The sequence below is a fragment of the Kribbella rubisoli genome, from assembly GCF_004217145.1.
In the GTDB taxonomy this organism is placed as follows: Bacteria; Actinomycetota; Actinomycetes; order Propionibacteriales; family Kribbellaceae; genus Kribbella; species Kribbella rubisoli.
In genome coordinates this window covers 225,998-243,401 of the sequence record NZ_SHKR01000019.1, presented here as the reverse complement: position 1 = coordinate 243,401, position 17,404 = coordinate 225,998, and the positions used below count along the sequence as shown (strand labels likewise).

General features: G+C 67.5%; 13 protein-coding genes. 9 read left to right on the top strand and 4 right to left on the bottom strand.

Features of this window, described 5'->3' with window-relative positions:
* Nucleotides 1–31: 31 nt before the first annotated feature.
* Nucleotides 32–2,734: a DNA polymerase I gene (gene polA, locus EV645_RS41220; RefSeq protein ID WP_130450705.1), complete on the top strand. Its 2,703-nt coding sequence runs from the start codon at nt 32–34 to the stop codon at nt 2,732–2,734.
* On the opposite strand, the gene EV645_RS41215 is transcribed toward polA, so the two are convergent.
* Nucleotides 2,731–3,204 carry an NUDIX hydrolase gene (locus EV645_RS41215; protein ID WP_130450703.1) on the bottom strand — a complete coding sequence of 158 codons (474 nt, stop codon included), beginning with the start codon at nt 3,202–3,204 and terminating at the stop codon, nt 2,731–2,733. The genes polA and EV645_RS41215 overlap by 4 nt on opposite strands.
* Before the next feature lie 246 nt (nt 3,205–3,450).
* Here EV645_RS41215 and EV645_RS41210 point away from each other — a divergent pair, with 246 nt between their 5' ends.
* From EV645_RS41210 to EV645_RS41200, 3 genes are read left to right on the top strand one after another with little or no spacing between them, the layout of a single operon-like run.
* Nucleotides 3,451–5,202, top strand: a complete 1,752-nt coding sequence (locus EV645_RS41210; protein WP_130450701.1) for an extracellular solute-binding protein — start codon at nt 3,451–3,453, stop codon at nt 5,200–5,202.
* Complete coding sequence (locus EV645_RS41205) at nt 5,199–6,134, top strand: carbohydrate ABC transporter permease (RefSeq protein ID WP_130450699.1); 936 nt, start codon at nt 5,199–5,201, stop codon at nt 6,132–6,134. The genes EV645_RS41210 and EV645_RS41205 overlap by 4 nt, the downstream gene beginning before the upstream one ends.
* 4 nt (nt 6,135–6,138) lie before the next feature.
* On the top strand, nt 6,139–7,122 hold the full coding sequence (locus EV645_RS41200; RefSeq protein ID WP_130450697.1) for an ABC transporter permease: 984 nt from the start codon (nt 6,139–6,141) through the stop codon (nt 7,120–7,122).
* 1 nt (nt 7,123) lies between these two features.
* On the opposite strand, the gene EV645_RS41195 is transcribed toward EV645_RS41200, so the two are convergent.
* A complete protein-coding gene (locus tag EV645_RS41195; RefSeq protein ID WP_130450695.1) occupies nt 7,124–8,374 on the bottom strand; it encodes an MATE family efflux transporter in 1,251 nt (416 codons plus the stop codon).
* A gap of 95 nt (nt 8,375–8,469) precedes the next feature.
* On the opposite strand from EV645_RS41195, the gene EV645_RS41190 reads away from it, so the two are divergent.
* Nucleotides 8,470–11,148 carry an alpha-(1->3)-arabinofuranosyltransferase domain-containing protein gene (locus EV645_RS41190; RefSeq protein ID WP_242000986.1) on the top strand — a complete coding sequence of 893 codons (2,679 nt, stop codon included), beginning with the start codon at nt 8,470–8,472 and terminating at the stop codon, nt 11,146–11,148.
* On the opposite strand, the gene EV645_RS41185 is transcribed toward EV645_RS41190, so the two are convergent.
* Together EV645_RS41185 and EV645_RS41180 are read right to left on the bottom strand one after the other, a co-directional pair.
* Nucleotides 11,046–12,092, bottom strand: a complete 1,047-nt coding sequence (locus EV645_RS41185) for an acyltransferase family protein (RefSeq protein WP_130450691.1) — start codon at nt 12,090–12,092, stop codon at nt 11,046–11,048. The two genes, EV645_RS41190 and EV645_RS41185, sit on opposite strands and share 103 nt — an antisense overlap.
* Nucleotides 12,089–12,889, bottom strand: coding sequence for a class I SAM-dependent methyltransferase (locus tag EV645_RS41180; protein ID WP_242000985.1), 801 nt, complete (start codon nt 12,887–12,889; stop codon nt 12,089–12,091). The genes EV645_RS41185 and EV645_RS41180 overlap by 4 nt, the downstream gene beginning before the upstream one ends.
* 24 nt (nt 12,890–12,913) lie before the next feature.
* Here EV645_RS41180 and EV645_RS41175 point away from each other — a divergent pair, with 24 nt between their 5' ends.
* From EV645_RS41175 to EV645_RS41160, 4 genes are all read left to right on the top strand, one after another.
* Nucleotides 12,914–13,813 (top strand): phosphotransferase family protein, encoded by a 900-nt coding sequence (locus EV645_RS41175; protein WP_130450689.1) that lies wholly within the window; start codon nt 12,914–12,916, stop codon nt 13,811–13,813.
* A gap of 251 nt (nt 13,814–14,064) precedes the next feature.
* Nucleotides 14,065–15,543 (top strand): 30S ribosomal protein S1, encoded by a 1,479-nt coding sequence (gene rpsA, locus EV645_RS41170; protein ID WP_130450687.1) that lies wholly within the window; start codon nt 14,065–14,067, stop codon nt 15,541–15,543.
* A gap of 152 nt (nt 15,544–15,695) precedes the next feature.
* Nucleotides 15,696–16,526, top strand: a complete 831-nt coding sequence (locus tag EV645_RS41165) for a helix-turn-helix domain-containing protein (protein ID WP_242000984.1) — start codon at nt 15,696–15,698, stop codon at nt 16,524–16,526.
* A gap of 67 nt (nt 16,527–16,593) precedes the next feature.
* On the top strand, nt 16,594–17,172 hold the full coding sequence (locus EV645_RS41160) for a dihydrofolate reductase family protein (RefSeq protein ID WP_130450685.1): 579 nt from the start codon (nt 16,594–16,596) through the stop codon (nt 17,170–17,172).
* The last annotated feature ends 232 nt before the right edge of the window (nt 17,173–17,404 follow it).

The following is a 17,404-nucleotide window of genomic DNA, read 5'->3' as shown; positions in this document are numbered from 1 at the left end:
GTGTGTGGCTCCAGATACCGACACTTCGACGATGACCAAGGACCCCGCGACCCCGGCCACCGGGCGACCGCGGATCCTGCTGCTGGACGGGCACTCGCTGGCGTACCGGGCGTTCTACGCGCTCCCGGTGGAGAACTTCTCCACCACCACCGGGCAGCACACCAACGCGGTGTACGGGTTCACCTCGATGCTGATCAACATGCTCCGCGACGAGCAGCCGACGCATATCTGCGTGGCGTTCGACGTGTCCCGCAAGACCTTCCGCGCGGAGCAGTACGCGGAGTACAAGGCGGGTCGCTCGAAGTCCCCGGACGAGTTCAAGGGGCAGGTCTCGCTGGTCAAGGAGGTGCTGGAGGCGCTCCGGATCCCGACCACCGAGATCGACGGCTGGGAGGCCGACGACATCATCGCCACGCTTGCCACGCAGGCGTCCGAGCAGGGCTTCGAGGTGCTGATCAGCAGCGGTGACCGGGACTCGTTCCAGCTGGTCAGCGAGGACGTCACGGTGCTGTATCCGAAGCGCGGCGTCTCCGAGATCGCCCGGATGGACCCGGCCGCGATCGAGGAGAAGTACGGCGTCACCCCGCGGCTGTATCCGGATCTCGCCGCGCTGGTCGGGGAGCAGAGCGACAACCTGCCGGGCGTGCCCGGCGTCGGGCCGAAGACCGCGGCCAAATGGCTGAACCAGTTCGGCTCGCTGAACGACGTGGTCGACCGGGTCAACGAGATCAAGGGCAAGGCCGGCGAGTCGCTGCGCGAGCACCTCGCCGACGTCATCCGGAACCGGCAGATCAACGAGCTGGTCCGCGACCTGACGCTGGACGTCACGGTCGACGACCTGGCCCGGACTCCGTGGGACCGCGACAAGGTGCACACGCTGTTCGACAGCCTGGAGTTCCGGGTGCTGCGCGAGCGGCTCGTCGCCGAGCACGAGGAGGTCGACGCGACCGTCGACCACGGGTTCGAGCTGGACGGCGCGCAGCTGAAGCCGGGCGAGGTGGCTGCCTGGCTCAAGGAACACGTGATGACAGGCGAGCGCGTCGGCGTCGCGGTGCAGGGCAGCTGGGGCGGCGGCACCGGCCAGATCACCGGGCTGGCGCTGGCGAACACCTCTGGCGCGGCGGCCTGGTTCGACCCGACGATGATGACGCCGGACGACGAGTCCGCGTGGCAGGCCTGGCTCGCCGACGACAAGCAGCCGAAGGCGCTGCACGACGTGAACGGTCCGCTGCTCGGCTTCCTCGAGCGCGGCTGGACGCTCGGCGGCCTGAGCTCGGACACCCAGCTGAGTGCGTACCTGGTCCGTCCGGACCAGCGTGCGTACGATCTCGCCGACCTGACCGTGCGGTACCTCAAGCGCGAGCTGCGGAACGAGGAGGCCGACAACGGCCAGCTCAGCTTCGACGACGTCGAGGGTGGCCCGGCCGCGGACCACACGATGCTGCGCGCCCGCGCGATCGCCGACCTCGCCGACACGCTCGACGCCGAGCTCGAGAAGCAGGCCGGTACGCCGCTGCTCGCCGAGGTCGAGCTGCCGTTGATCCAGGTCATCGCCGCCATGGAGCGTGACGGCATCGCGGTCGACCGGCCGTACCTCGAGCAGCTCGAGGAGCGGTTCGCCACCGGCGTGCGCGATGCCGCGGCCTCGGCGTACGAGGTGATCGGCAAGGAGATCAACCTCGGGTCGCCGAAGCAGCTGCAGGTGGTGCTGTTCGACGAGCTGCAGATGCCGAAGACCAAGCGGACCAAGACCGGGTACACGACCGACGCCGACTCGCTGCAAGCGCTGTTCGAGAAGACCGAGCACCCGTTCCTGGCGTACCTGCTGGCGCACCGGGACGCGACCCGGCTGCGGCAGACGGTCGAGGGCCTGCTGAAGACGATCAGCCCGCGCGACGGCCGGATCCACACGACGTTCAACCAGACCATCGCGGCGACCGGGCGACTCAGCTCCACCGACCCGAACCTGCAGAACATCCCGATCCGGACCGAGGAGGGCCGCCGGATCCGCGAGGCCTTCATCGTCGGCGAGGGCAACGAGTCGCTGATGTCGGCGGACTACAGCCAGATCGAGATGCGGATCATGGCCCACGTGTCGAACGACCAGGGCCTGATCGACGCGTTCAACTCCGGGATGGACTTCCACTCGGTGACCGCGTCCCGGGTGTTCTCGGTCGAGCCGTCCGCGGTGACGCAGGAGCAGCGCGCCAAGATCAAGGCGATGAACTACGGCCTCGCGTACGGCCTGTCGGCGTACGGGCTGAGTCAGCAGCTGAAGATCGGCGTGGACGAGGCCAAGGGCCTGATGGACGAGTACTTCGAGGGCTTCGGCGGCGTGCGGGACTACCTGCGGTCGATCGTGATCGACGCCGGCAAGACCGGGTACACCGAGACGATCCTGGGCCGCCGGCGGTACCTGCCGGACCTGACCAGCGACAACCGCCAGCGCCGCGAGATGGCCGAGCGGATGGCCCTGAACGCCCCGATCCAGGGCTCGGCCGCCGACGTCATCAAGATGGCGATGCTGAAGGTCGACGCGTCCCTGCGAGGCTCCGGCCTGAAGTCGCGGATGCTCCTCCAGGTCCACGACGAACTGGTCTTCGAGATCGCTCCCGGCGAGCGCGAGGCACTTGAGGAACTGGTCCGCCACGACATGGGCCACGCGGTCGACATGACCGTCCCGCTGGACGTCTCGGTAGGCGTAGGCCGGACCTGGCACGAAGCCGCCCACTAGGGGGTTACATACACCGGCGCCGGGTCGGGGGAGAGGGCGTTCTTGATGGACGCCCGCTCCCGGTCCGTCAGGTCGGGTAGGTCGTTCAGCGGCCACCAGCGGACGTCGAGTGACTCGTCGTCGTTGACGCGCGGCTCACCGCGCAGCGCGCGGCACCGGAAGCACAGGTCGAGGAACTGGACCTGATCGCCGTTCGGGTAGCTGGCCGGCGGGAGTGACTCCAGGCTGACCAGGCGCTCGATCTCGGCCTCGACGGCGGTCTCCTCCTGGATCTCGCGGATCAGGCCGACGGCCGGCTGCTCGCCGGGCTCGAGGATGCCGGCGACCAGGCTCCAGCGGCCGTTGTCCGCGCGCTTCACGAGCAGGACCTCGTCGGCGTCGTTGAGGACGACCCCGGTGATACCCGTGAGCCAGAGCAGGTCGTGCCCGATCTTCGTGCGGAGGTCGAGGATGAACTTCGGCGTCGGCATGCCCAGCACCCTATAGAACGGGGCGACGAGGATTTCTTTCTGCAAGAAAGTTTGATCGGGTAACGCAAGCGGTAAGCGTTTGCCGCGCAAGATACCGACAGTGATGGGCCGATCTCGGTCAGTGCCTGTTGAGGTCTTCCGTGCAAGCGCTTTCTATGTCATTCTCCGGGGCAAAGATCCGAGATCCTATCGGATATTGCTCTCGGATATTTCGTCTTTTGTTCCGACCAGCCGCCAGGAGGAACCATGCCGAACGATGACGCGCGCCCTGGAGTCAGCCGTCGATCATTGATCGCGGGGGCACTCGGCCTGACCGCGGCGACTGCCGGCGGCGGCCTGCTCAGTGGGTGTAGTGGCAAGAGCAACGCCGGTGCCGCGGCCGCGGGCGCCGGCGAGGCCGCCCCGAGCGTGACCCTCGGCCCGAAGCTGGCCACCGTGCAGTACCCGGAGGGGTACGTCGGGCCGGTCGCCCGCACGCTGAAACCCCTCACCACCGAGAAGGTGACGTTCAAGATCGTCGTCAAGCAGGACGTGACGATCGGCGACTGGAAGACCAACGCCTTCACGAAGTGGCTCGAGCAGAAGACCGGTGTGCACATCGAGTGGAGCCAGATCGGCGGCACCGACGACGACGTGATGACCAAGGTCAACGCGATGATCGCGGCCGGCGACATCCCGGACGCCTTCCTCGGCATCGGGTTCACCCGCTCCCAGCTCTTCCTGTACGGCGCACAAGGGCTCTTCACCGACGTCGGCCAGCACATCGACGCCTATGCGCTGAACCTGCAAGGGGCGATGAAGGACTACCCGGAGACCCGCAAGCTGATCCAGGCGCCGGACAAGAAGATCTACTCGTTCCCGGGGATCAACGACTGCTTCCACTGCCGGGCCATCGACGGACGCGGCTGGCTGAACGTCGACTGGATCAAGCAGGTCGGCCTGGCGATGCCGAAGACCACCGACGAGTTCCGCGAAGTACTGCGTGCTTTCAAGAAGGCGGACCTGGCCGGCAACGGCAAGACCATCCCGTTCGCGGGTTACAACGAGGCTCCGATCGACCCGTTCTTCATGAACGCCTTCCTCTACGATCCGGGCGAGCCGTGGCTGGTGGTGAAGGACGGCAAGGTCGACGTCGCGTTCGACAAGGACGAATGGCGCGAGGGCCTGAAGTACGTGAACGGCCTCTACAAGGAAGGGCTGATCAGCCGCGACGTCTTCACCGCCGACGGGGACCAGCTGAAGCGCTACGGCAACGCGCCGGGCAAACCGCTGATCGGCGGCGCCCGGTCGAACTACTGGGGCAACTTCCTCGACATCGACCAGAAGGACCCGAACGCCCGCTGGCGCCAGTACGAGGCCTGCCCGCCGCTGAAGGGACCGAACGGCGTCCAGTACGCCGCCTGGGACTACCTGACCGTCGGCGTCGAGGTGGCGCACCTGGTGATCACCAAGAAGTGCGCCAAGCCGGACCTGCTGGTGCAGTGGGCCGACGCGCAGTACGAGCTGGAGGCGATCTTGCGCGGGTACGGCGGCCCGAAGTTCGCGTGGGCGAAGAAGGGCGACCTCGGGATCAACGGCAAGCAGGCGGTGTACGGGTTCGACGCGACCTGGAACTCGCAGAAGAACCTCAACTGGGGTCAGGACAACCCGATGTACCGCTCGCAGGACTTCCGGCTGGGCGAGCGGGTGCTGCCGGGCGACCTGACCTTCGAGAAGCCGCTCTACGAGCAGACCAAGGAGCGCTTCTTCCCGCTGAAGCAGCCGCAGGAGATGCAGTTCCCGCCGGTCACCCTGGACCAGGACCAGGCCGCGCAGGAGGCGGAGCTGAAGACCAACCTCAAGGGTGAGGTGAACCAGTCGTTCGCGAAGTTCCTCACCGGCCAGCTCGACCCGAACGACGACGGCGCCTGGAACGACTACAAGGACCGGGTGAGCAAGATCGGCGTGAAGCCGTATCTCGAGCTCCAGCAGGCCGCCTACGAGACCTATAACGGATGAGCGCCGGGACTCTGCCGCCGGACGAGCAGCGGCTGGCGGTGGGCGCGTCGATCCAGGACACCCGCGGCGACAAGATCGCGATGGCGTGTATCTACACCGCGCTCGGTCTGTTCTGCCTGGCGATCCTCTACCCGCTCGTCTATGTCCTCAGCGCCTCGGTCAGCAACACCAGGAAGGTGTCGGCCGGCGAGGTCTGGCTGTGGCCGGTCGGCTTCACGCTGGATGCCTACCGGGCGATCTTCGACTACAAGGCGATCGTCAGCAGCTTCGGCAACTCGGTGTACTACGCGGTCGCGGGCGCGCTGGTGGCGACGGTCCTGACGCTGCTGGCGGCGTACCCGCTGTCGCGCAAGGGCCTGCCGGGCAAGGGCCTCATCATGGGCGCGTTCGTGTTCACGATGATGTTCAACGGCGGCCTGATCCCGACGTACCTGGTGGTCGACCAGCTGGGACTGCTGAACACGCGGTGGGCGATCATCCTGCCGACCGCGATGGCGGTCTGGAACGTGATCATCACCCGGACCTATTTCATGGTGACGATCCCGGAGGAGCTGGTCGAGGCCGGGAAGGTGGACGGCTGCAGCGACTTCAGCTTCTTCTGGCGGGTCGTGCTGCCGCTGAGCAAGCCGATCATCGCGGTGAACCTGTTGTTCTACGCGGTCGGGCAGTGGAACTCGTTCTTCAACGCGCTGATCTACCTGACCAACGAGCACCTGTTCCCGCTGCAGGTGGTACTGCGGCAGATCCTGATCCAGTCCAAGGTCGACCCGTCGCAGATGCAGGACACCAGCAAGCTGCTGCAGATGCAGGAGTTGCAGCAGCAGCTGAAGTACTCGCTGATCGTGATCGGCATGATCCCGCCGTTGCTGGTCTATCCGTTCGTGCAGAAGCACTTCGTCAAGGGAGCCATGGTCGGCTCCCTGAAGGGATGACGGGATGACGACCTCGACTGAAGCCCGTTCGAGCGTCCGGTCCGCGACCCACAAGCGGACCCGGACGGCGCAGAACGCGGTCGGCCTCGGGCTGCGGATGCGCCGCAACTGGCAGCTGTACGCGATGCTCCTGCTGCCGATGCTCTGGCTGGCGATCTTCGCCTACTGGCCGATGTACGGCGTGATCATCGCGTTCAAGGACTACAACGTGGTGCAGGGGATCTGGGGCAGCCCGTGGGCCGGTATGAAGTACTTCGACCGGTTCGTGGAGTCGTACCAGTTCTGGCGGCTGATCAAGAACACCGTGTACCTGCACGTCTACGAGCTGGTGGCGACGTTCCCGTTGCCGATCATCCTTGCGCTCTGCCTGAACACGATCCGGAAGAAGTGGTTCAGCCGGGCGTCACAGCTGATCACCTACGCGCCGCACTTCATCTCCACGGTCGTCGTGGTGGGTCTGCTCGTCGTACTGACCAGCCCGAATACCGGCGTGACCAACAAGCTCCTCGGTCTGTTCGGCATCGGGCCGCAGAACCTGATGGGGGACTCCGGGATGTTCCGGCACCTCTACGTCTGGTCGGGCGCCTGGCAGACGATGGGGTTCGCAGCGATCATCTACCTGGCCGCATTGACCAGTGTGCCGCCGGAACTGCATGAAGCGGCGATCGTGGACGGGGCATCACGGTTGCGGCGGATGTGGCACATCGACCTGCCGGCGATCGTGCCGGTGGCGGTGATCCTGCTGATCCTGGACATCGGCAGGATCCTGTCCGTCGGGTTCGAGAAGGTGCTGCTGATGCAGAACAGCTTGAACCTCGATGTGGCCGAGGTGATCGACACCTACGTCTACAAGATCGGTCTGGCGTCGTCCGTGCCGCAGTTCAGCTATGCGACCGCGATCGGGCTTTTCAGATCGGTGATCGGCTTGGTGCTACTGGTGCTGGCGAACACCTTCGCCCGCCGCTTCGCCAAGTCGAGCCTCTGGTGAGCTAGTCGCTGGCCTGGCGGTGCAGTCCGGTCGCCAGGACGGCCGAGAGTAGGAGCGCGCAGGTGCTGGTCATTGCGACCAGCACCTTCACGCCGTTCAGGCCGGTGGCGGTGTGGGTTCCGAGCACGATGCCGGCGGCCACCGCGAGGACGACGAGGCCGATCCAGATCGCCAGCGCGGCGCGTTTCTCCTGTTGCGCGATCGCGGCGTACACGACGAGCTGCAGTACGGCGTACGCGGAGCCGGCGACCGCGAACAGCCAGGTGTACGGGCCGAGTGGCGCGTACTTCTCCTTGCCGCCGATGACCTCGACGACGATGCCCGGCAGGATCAGCGTGCCGACGACCGCGCAGACGCCCAGGCCCGCGACTGCCATGATCGCGCGCCGCAGCCGGACGGTGTCGCCGGGGGAGTTGGCCAGCGACGGGAACACGAGCACGATGACGAACTGCGGCAGGAACAGGCAGGCCTTCGCGATGATCAGACCGGCCGCGTAGTACCCGCTGTCCTTCTCGTCGAGCAACGCGCGGGCGAACAGCACGTCCGCGTTGGCCAGCGCGAAGAACGCGAGCAGCGTGTGAGTGCCGTGCACGGACTCCCGCAGTACGTCCTTGACCTGCTGAGTGGTCGATCCGCTCGATCCGCGCAGGAAGAACTGCCCCAGGAGGGCCGGTACGGCGGCACCGAGCGCGAGACCGGCCATGGCCCAGTCGAGCGACGGGTGGATGAGCAGTGCGCCGCCGCCGAGCACCAATCGGCCGACCCCGGTCGAGAAGTAGACGGCGGCCAGCTCGGTCCAGCGCTGGCTGCCTTGCAGTACGCCGAGCTGCGAGCCCATCAGCGTGAGGCCACCCAGCGTCGGAGCGAGCAGCAGGATCGCGACGACCGAGTCGATGTGCAGTAGCCACATGAACAGCGGCGTCAGCGCTAGGCAGAGCGCGGTGAGTCCGAGAGCAGACCGACGACCTGCACGCAGCATTGCGTCGGCCAGCGCGGCTGCGCCGTCGCCAGTGTGCGTGGCGAGCTGGCGAGCCCCGGCGGCCTGCAGACCGAGTGAGGCGACGTTGCCGATCAGCAACAGACCCAGGAGGGCGGTGATCGCCCCGAACTGCTCTGGCATCAGCCGGCGGGAGGCGATGAGAGTGAAGCCGTAGGCCGCCACGTTCATGATGGCCATCGCGACGGCGACCACCGTGGCGCTGCGCAGGAACGCACTGCGGGGCGCGTGGGGTTGGGTGGTGCCCGACGTCATTCTGTGCGGCCTCAGATCGGTGGGGTGATATTGCCGACTTCACGGTACGGCAACGATGCCGTCCGGAAGCCGCCGGATCCGTTAATGTCCCGCCGGTGGGGAGGCTGAAAGCAGGCGGTTCGGAGCAGGTGGTCTGGCGAGCGCGGCTCGTGCTGGGCTGCCTGGCGCTCGTGGCTCTGTGCTTCCAGCAGGCTCCGGGCAAGATCCTTGCGGACAGCAGGATCGAGTTGACCGCCGCGCCCGGCCGATTTCTGTCGCGGGCGCTGCACTTGTGGGACCCGCACACTGCCTTCGGTCAGGTGCAGAGTGACGCCTTCGGCTACCTCCTGCCGATCGGGCCGTTCCACTGGCTGCTGGACGCGCTGTCAGTTCCGGACTGGATCACCCAACGCCTGTGGTGGTCGCTGGTCCTCTGCGTCGCCTTCCTCGGTATCTGGAAGCTGTGCAACGTTCTTGAGTACGGCGTTCCGTGGACCCGCTTCGCGGTCGCCCTGCTCTACGCGCTCGTGCCACGGGTGTTCGGTGAGTTCCCCATCGAGGTGTGGCCGATGGCTATGGCTCCGTGGATCCTGCTGCCACTCGTGTCGCCTCGCGCCCGCTCCGGCTGGTGGCGCGCCAGTTGGTCGGCGCTGGCGTTCGCGCTGATCGGTGGAGCAGACCCGGTCGCGGGTGCCGCGACACTCGTCGTACCGGCGATCTGGTTGGTCAGCCACGCGAAGCTGAAGCTCGCACTCGGCTGGCTCGGGTTTGTGGTGGCTGCGTCGATCTGGTGGTTGGTACCGCTCGCGCTGCTACTCCAGTACGGCGCTGCGCCGCCGGGGCCACGCTGGTTGCCGGTGATCGGCGCGCTCATCGGACTGCCGCTCGCACTCGCCGCAGCGCACTACCTGCGCCGTCTGGCCAATCTGTCCGTGGCCCGAGGTGTCAACCGCCGCGTCGTACCTGCTGTGGTCGCATGTCTGGCTGTGGCTGCAGCCGCGCCCGTGGTCCTGCTACGACCGGACGGGGCATCAGCCGCGATCCCAGCGCACTGGAACGCGGCCGCGGCTTGGCTGGACGACCAGTCCGCTCCGGGCAGCGTCCTGCTCCTGTCCAGCACGACCGAGCCGCTCACCGCACTGGTCAAGCGACCGATGGCCGCACTCACGGACGACGTGAAGCGCCGCGTCGACTCCGGCGTCGGCGACCAGACGCTGCGGCAGGAGCTCGAGCACGACGGCGTCCGGTACGTCGTGGTGCGCAATGATCTCGAGGAGACCCTCGCGATCCACGAGAGCCTGGCCGACGCCGGCATCGGACGTGTCGCGTACTTCGGCCCCGGCGGGCAGACCCGTATCGCGTACCCGAGCGTGGAGATCTATGACGTCGGTGCGACTACCCCTGGGCGGCTGATCCCGCGGACACGGCTCGTGGCGGTCGACGGCACGGCCGACGACGTACCGACTGTTGTGACTGCGCTCGGTGGGAGTGGGGGCGCGGTACTGCGGTCAGACGCCGCGGGCAAGCTTGATGGGCTGCCGTTGATCGAGACCGATGTCAGCAAGCCGGTCGATCAGCAGCCGAGTGCGGTGGTGTTGCGGACTCAGCAGATCGGGCGGTCCGGCTGTTTGCACGTCGGGGCGCGGGCGTTGTGCAGCCAGGAGCAGGCTGCGGCCGCGGCCGAGAACGGCCTGAGCCGGAGCGTGCAGCTACCGCAGGCGGCGTCGTACGAGTTGCGGGGCACGGCGTTGCCTCAGGACGGCAATACCTTGGAGAAGCTGTTGCCGGTGGCCGGGGCGATCACAGCCACTGCGTCCTCGCGGGAGGTTACGGCGCCGGAGGGCAGGCCGGGTGCCGCGGTCGACCGTGATCCGGGGACGAGCTGGCTGGCGGATCCGGATGACCCGAAGCCGAGCCTCACGCTGAAGTTGCCGGCGGCAAAGGATGTGCAGGGGCTGCGCTTCCAGTCCGACACCTACCTGGACGGATCGCGGCCGGCCGAGGTCATGCTGCACTTCGACGGCGGCGTACCGGCCCGGGCCACGGTCGATTCGGACGGGTACGTCCGGTTCGCGGCGCGGCACGTGCAGACGATCAAGATCGACTTCACTGCGACGAAGCCGTTGCAGGACGCGCGTCGGAGCCCGGTCGGGGTGACAGAGGTCGCCGTGCTCGGCGCGGACGAGCTGCGCAAGGCTCTCGATCCGGACCGCCGGATCCCGACGTACTGCGGGAACGGTCCGGCGGTGCGGATCGACGGCGTACAGGCTCGGACACAGGTGACCGCGACCATGCGGGACCTGCTGCAGCGGCGGCCGGTGCCGTTCAGCCTGTGCGGCGCGACGTCGGTGGCGCTGCGGTCCGGGAGCCACCGGGTCGAGGTGCTCGCCGGTGGTGGGCTCGTGCCGATCGAGACCACGCTGGTCAAGGCTGGATTCGGCGACGTGTCTGTGACGCCGGTGCAGGGGGTGGACGTGTGGCGTCCGAACCCGGCTGAGCTGACCGTCGAGGTGCCGGATGCGGACCAGCAGTCCGTGCTGGCGGTCGCGCAGAACTACAACGAGGGCTGGGAGGCATACGACAGCACCGGCCAGAAGCTGACGCCGATCCGGATCGGCGGTTGGCAGCAGGGGTGGGTCCTGCCGGCCGGACCCGAGCAGGTCGTCACGGCCAGCTTCATGCCGGCCCGGAGCTACCGCGCCGGGCTGCTGCTCGGACTGGTCGCGCTGCTGGCGGTCCTGGCCGTTGCCGTGTTCTTCCCGAAACGCAGGACCGGCCGCTCGATCAGGCGGTAACTCGCGGCCGCCAGCACGACCGCGCCGACCAGCGTCACCAGCAGCTGTACTGCGAACGGGCCACGCATCACGCCTAGTATGACGAACCCGTACACCACCACGCCGTACGAGAGTCGCGCACCGATCTGCGCCGGGCGACCACCCAGCACGCGGACTGTCTTCGCGGAGGGCGTCAGGATCGGGAACAGCACGCATGCCACGACAGCGGTGTAGAGCAGGCTCTTGAGCAGTGCTTGCGCCGGTGTGGGAGCGGAGTGGTCGTACGGTCCGGCGAGCGGGGTCGCGGAGATCAGGAGGAGCGCTGCGGCGATTCCCCAGAGCGTTCCGGGGACTCTGGTCAGTGCGTCGAGGGCAGACGGTCCGAGTCGACCTGTGGCGCGGGAGACCTGCCACAGAGCCAGCCCCATGCCGACGGCGAACCAGCCGAGGTACCCGGGCAGCCAGAGGCTCGCCTGTGGGTGATCGGTCGCGGTGACCGCGGCCATCCACACCGGGCCGAGCACGGTCAGCGCGAGCAGGACAAGGAGCCGCCAGCGGACACTGCGCCGAGTCGGTCGCTCGTAGCCGGTCAGCAGTCGGCCCAGACCGGGGATGAGCAGGTAGAAGGGGAGTGGCGTCAGGACGGCCCACCGGAGATAGGTGGTCGCCGAGTGTGGCACGAAGGCGACCGACAGTACGACGGTGATGAGCAGCGCTGGGAGGATCCGCAGCGCACGGCCGCGCAGATAGGGCAGTGTGAGCGGCGGCTCGGTGGCCGAGAACCAGGCGACGACGTGCGGCCGGTAGAGCAGGAAGCCGGAGATCGCGCAGAAGATCGCCCAGCCGACGTCCAGCCGGGACACGACACCGGCGAGCGGCGCATGCGTGTGCAGGCCGACCAGTGCGATCACCACTAGGAGCGCTGCGATTGCCCGCAGCCCGTCCAGAGCCGGGAATCGGGTCATGCGCTCAGCGCCTTGTGTGCGGTCCAGATGGCAGTTCCGGGGACGTACGGGCCGCGCTCCGGACCCCAACCGCCCCAGACCAGCTCATGTCCGGCCGGCCACTCCGGTTCGAGGAGGTCGTCGACGACGAAGCCCGCACCGGTCAGTTCGCGGATCCAGTCGCCGGTGGTGCGGTGGTGCTCGGCATACACCGGCGTACCGGAGTCGTCGACCTCGACGTACGGCGTCCGGTCGAAGTACGAGTGGGTGATGCGCAGTCCGGCCGGCGACGGGTCGTCGGGCATGGTCCAGCGGAACGGGTGGGTCACCGAGAACACGAGCAGACCACCTGGCTTCAGGACTCGCTGCAGCTCGCGGAACGCCGTACCGACGTCGGCGACGAACGGCAGTGCGCCGAAGGCTGAGCAGGCCGTGTCGAACGTGCTGTCGGCGTACGGCAGCGCTACGGCGTCCGCGGCGACGGTGCGGACCGACGTACCGGTCCGGGCGTCGAGGTCCTTGGCGATGCGGAGCTGTTCGAGGGAGATGTCGAAGGCAACGACATCGGCTCCCTGGCCGACCAGCCACCGCGAGCACTGGGCTGCACCGCAGCCGACCTCGAGGATCCGCTTGCCCCGGACTGGCCCCAGCAGCTGAGCTGCCTCCTCGTCGACACCCTCCGGGGACCAGATGAACCGGTCGTCGCCGAGGAAGTTGCCGTGCTCCGCCAGGTACTCGTCGGCTGCCGAGTCCCAGTAGGTACGACTGGCCCGCGAGGTCTCCACCTCGGTCAGTTCCACCCGTACCGGCCTGTTCACCTCGCACACTCTAGTGTCGAAACCATGAGCGACTTCGCCGCGAGTGCTGTTCCGTTGCCAGGCGGTTATCAGGGCCAGACCTATGCGGTCAGCGCGGGCGGCGAGGACGCCGTACTCAAGCTCTACGTGAAGGACCCCGGGCGGGCAGCTGTGGACGCTGCACTGCTCCAGCTGGTGCGTGGGCTGCTCCCGGTGCCGCGAGTGCTCGACGTGAAGCGGGAGGGCGCGCCGGAGGATCCGCCGTACCTGCTCACCGAGCGGCTGCCGGGTGTGAACCTGGAGGTCTACCTGGCGACCGCCGGTGAGGACGAGCGGCGGCAGGTCGGGGAGCAGTTGGGGGAGCTGCTGGCTCGGTTGAGCGGGATGCCGTTCCGCTCGTTCGGGCTGTTCCGCGAGGGGGACCTCGGGATCGAGCCACTGCGCGGGGACCTCGAGCAGTACGTCGACAGCCTGGACCTCGGGATGACGCCGGCGCAGCGGGAGGGCCTGGAGAGCGTGTTCACGTACGCCGAGGACCTGCTGGCCGAGGGCGTCGAGCGGTTCTGCCTCGTGCACAGCGACTTCAACCCGAAGAACCTGCTGGTCGACCCGAAAACTGTCCGCATCACGGGGCTCATCGACTGGGAGTTCGCCCACGCGGGGTCGCCGTACGCCGATCTGGGCAACCTGCTCCGTTTCAGCACGGACCAGGTGCTGGCGGGCGCCGTCCTCGACGTACTGCGCGGGAGCGGGCTGCTGCGGGCGAGCGGGCTGGGGGAGCGGCTCGTCGATCTCAGCCGGGCGGCGGATCTGTGGGCGCTGCTGGACCTCGCCACGCGGGCGCCGGACCACGGGATCGCCGCCGCGGCGCACCGGCTGGTCTTCCGAATGGCGGACACGGGAGACCTCTCCGCAGGCCGTCCGGACCTGGACGTCGTACTCTGAGGTCAATGGCACGTCGAGAGACCCCGGCGGGCGCTCGGTAGGGACCGGGTGCCCCAGGTTGTGCTGCCTTCGTGAAGACCGGTATTCTGTCAGATGCGCTATGGGCCCGCGCGACCTCGGACCGAGCAGGCTCGTGACTCGCAGCAGTCGGTGGTGAATCTGTCGTCTTCAGGCAATCCCGCGGTTTGGTGCGATCCAAAGGTTCATGACGCAACCGCACGACACCACCAGTCCACGGAGCAACCCACCACATGACGGCCAGCATCGAGGCACCTCTCGACCCCGCAGTACGCACCACCCCGCAGGTAGCGGTCAATGACATCGGGTCGGAGGAAGACTTCCTCGCGGCGATCGATCAGACCATCAAGTACTTCAACGACGGCGACATCGTCGAGGGCACCATCGTCAAGGTCGACCGGGACGAGGTCCTGCTCGACATCGGTTACAAGACCGAAGGCGTGATCCCCTCCCGCGAGCTGTCGATCAAGCACGACGTCGACCCGAACGAGGTCGTCAACGTCGGCGATCACGTCGAGGCCCTGGTTCTCCAGAAGGAGGACAAGGAAGGCCGTCTGATCCTCTCGAAGAAGCGCGCCCAGTACGAGAAGGCCTGGGGCACGATCGAGAAGATCAAGGAAGAGGACGGCGTCGTCACCGGCACCGTCATCGAGGTCGTCAAGGGTGGACTCATCCTGGACATCGGCCTCCGTGGCTTCCTGCCGGCCTCGCTCGTCGAGATGCGTCGTGTCCGCGACCTCCAGCCGTACGTCGGCCAGGAGATCGAGGCCAAGATCATCGAGCTGGACAAGAACCGCAACAACGTGGTCCTGTCCCGCCGGGCGTGGCTGGAGCAGACGCAGTCCGAGGTGCGGATGAACTTCCTCACCCAGCTGCAGAAGGGCCAGATCCGCAAGGGTGTCGTCTCCTCGATCGTCAACTTCGGTGCGTTCGTGGACCTCGGCGGCGTCGACGGTCTGGTGCACGTGTCGGAGCTGTCCTGGAAGCACATCGACCACCCGACCGAGGTGGTCGAGGTCGGCCAGGAGGTCACCGTCGAGGTGCTGGACGTCGACATGGACCGCGAGCGCGTCTCGCTGTCGCTGAAGGCGACCCAGGAAGACCCGTGGCAGCAGTTCGCCCGGACCCACCAGATGGGCCAGATCGTGCCCGGCAAGGTCACCAAGCTGGTTCCGTTCGGTGCGTTCGTCCGCGTGGAGGAGGGCATCGAGGGTCTGGTGCACATCTCCGAGCTGGCCGAGCGGCACGTCGAGATCCCGGAGCAGGTCGTCCAGGTCAACGACGACACGATGGTCAAGATCATCGACATCGATCTCGAGCGTCGCCGGATCTCGTTGTCGCTGAAGCAGGCCAACGAGGGGCTGGACCCGGTCTCGGACGACTTCGACCCGACGCTCTACGGCATGACGGCGACGTACGACGACCAGGGCAACTACATCTACCCCGAGGGCTTCGACCCGGAGACGGGCGAGTGGCTCGAGGGCTTCGACGCGCAGCGCGAGGAGTGGGAGCGGCAGTACGCCGAGGCCCACACGCGCTGGGAGGCCCACAAGAAGCAGATCGAGGACGCCAAGACGGCGGACGTCGAGGCCGGCGAGGCATCGACGTACTCCTCGGCCGCTGCCCCGAAGGACGACGCTCCCGTAGAGGGCGCGCTCGCTTCCGACGAGGCGCTCCAGGCCCTCCGCGAGAAGCTCACCGGCCAGGGCTGATCCCCTACCCGGAAAGCTCCTCCGGCTGTCCTACGAGAACCCCCGCACCTCCAGGTGCGGGGGTTCTCGCATTCCCGAATGCCACGAAGAACAGAGGAAAGACAGCGGTGGCGTGGGCGGTGGGGGTCGGGGATGCTTTGGGGGTGGAGTATGTGGCCAGGGTGCCTCGGGGGCCGTTGGACGGGTTGATCGGGGACCTTTACTACCTGGAGGGTGTGGCGCCGTACGGTCGGTTGACGTTGCCACCGATGCCGGGGGCGTTGCTGATCGTCAACCTTGGGGCGCCGTTTCGCATTCGTGGCGGCACGGATGTCGAGATGGGTGAGTACGCCGACGGGTGCGTGGTCAGCATGCCTACCCGTGCGTTTGAGTTCGGCTACCCGCGCTGGACACGGTCCGTTGGCGCGCATCTCAAGCCGTGGGGGCTGGCGCCGTTCCTGCCGATGCCTGTGGGTGAGCTGTGTGACCGGCCGGTGACGATTGAGCAGGTTTGGGGCCGGCCCGCCGTTGCTGAGCTGCGAGACCGGCTGGCCACAGCGGGCGGGCCGCACGAGATGCTGACGCTGCTCGAGGATGAACTTATGCGACGGCTGAGCGAGACCGCCGGCCTGGGGCTGGTCCGCCATACGAGCAGTGTCCTCGCGGCGACGGGCGGGGCGGCCGCGGTCGGCGACCTGAGCGTGGCAGCCGGTGTCAGCAGCACTCATTTGGCGCAGCGGTTCAAGGAGCTCATCGGCGTCACGCCGAAGCGGCTGGCCCGCACCTACCGCTTCACCGCCACCGTGCTCTCTATCGACCCCGCCGGACCGATCGACTGGGGCGACCTCGCCGCCCGCGCGGGCTACTTCGACCAGGCCCACTTCGGCCACGAGTTCCGGGCGTTCACCGGGCTCACACCGACCCGGTACGTCGAAGTCCGGCGGCGGTTCCTGCGCGAACATCCCGGCCACTCGCTGGACGGCTGGCCGCTGCCTGCCGATTGATTTCTTACAAGAGCGGCAGCTCACGACACGCTAATTTGTGGGCACCCCAAAGCAGAGGAGGGCCCCGATGGGCAAGGTGGTCATGTACGCCTCGGTATCGGTAGACGGCTTCATAGCGGACGAGAACGACCAGCCCGGCCCGTTGTTCGATTGGTTGCTCAGCGGTGACGTGCCGTTGGACGAGAGCGGCGTGGTGAAGGTGTCGCAGACGTCATTCGACTACGTCCGGCCGTACTGGGACCAGATCGGAGTGACAATCGCCGGTCGTCACGTCTTCGACATAACCGACGGCTGGGACGGGAAGCCGCCGAGCGGGATCGACCACGTGGTCGTCGTGACGCACCGGCCGGCGCCCGAGGGCTGGGACCCCGACGCGCCGTTCCACTTCGTCGACGGTATCGAGGCAGCCATGGCCAAGGCGCAGGAGCTCGCGGGTGACCGCATCGTCGAGGTCGCCGCCGGCGACGTCGGTGGCCAGATGCTTGCGGCGGGCCTGGTCGACGAGGTGCGCATGGACGTCACACCCGCCGTGCTCGGCTCCGGCAAGCCCTATTTCGGCTCGGTCCACGCCCAGCACTTGCTCGAGGATCCCGACGTGATCCAGGGCAACCGAGTACTCCACCTGCGCTACCAGGTCCGCCGCTAACGACCTGAGCGGGTGCAAGGTTTGCTATTGAGAAGTTCCAGGTGGGCATAGCGTGTGAGGACCCCGTACGGCGTTCGCCGCCCGCTCGTGGTGGACAGACATCGACCCACCGTGGCCGAGGAATTGGAGTTGCGAGGCGGCGTACCGGTCTTCGGCTTGTGCCGGGCAGGCAGGGCGAGGACGATCCGGCCAGCGCTGCGATCCGGTCTGTCGTCAGTTCATCAAGGGGCCA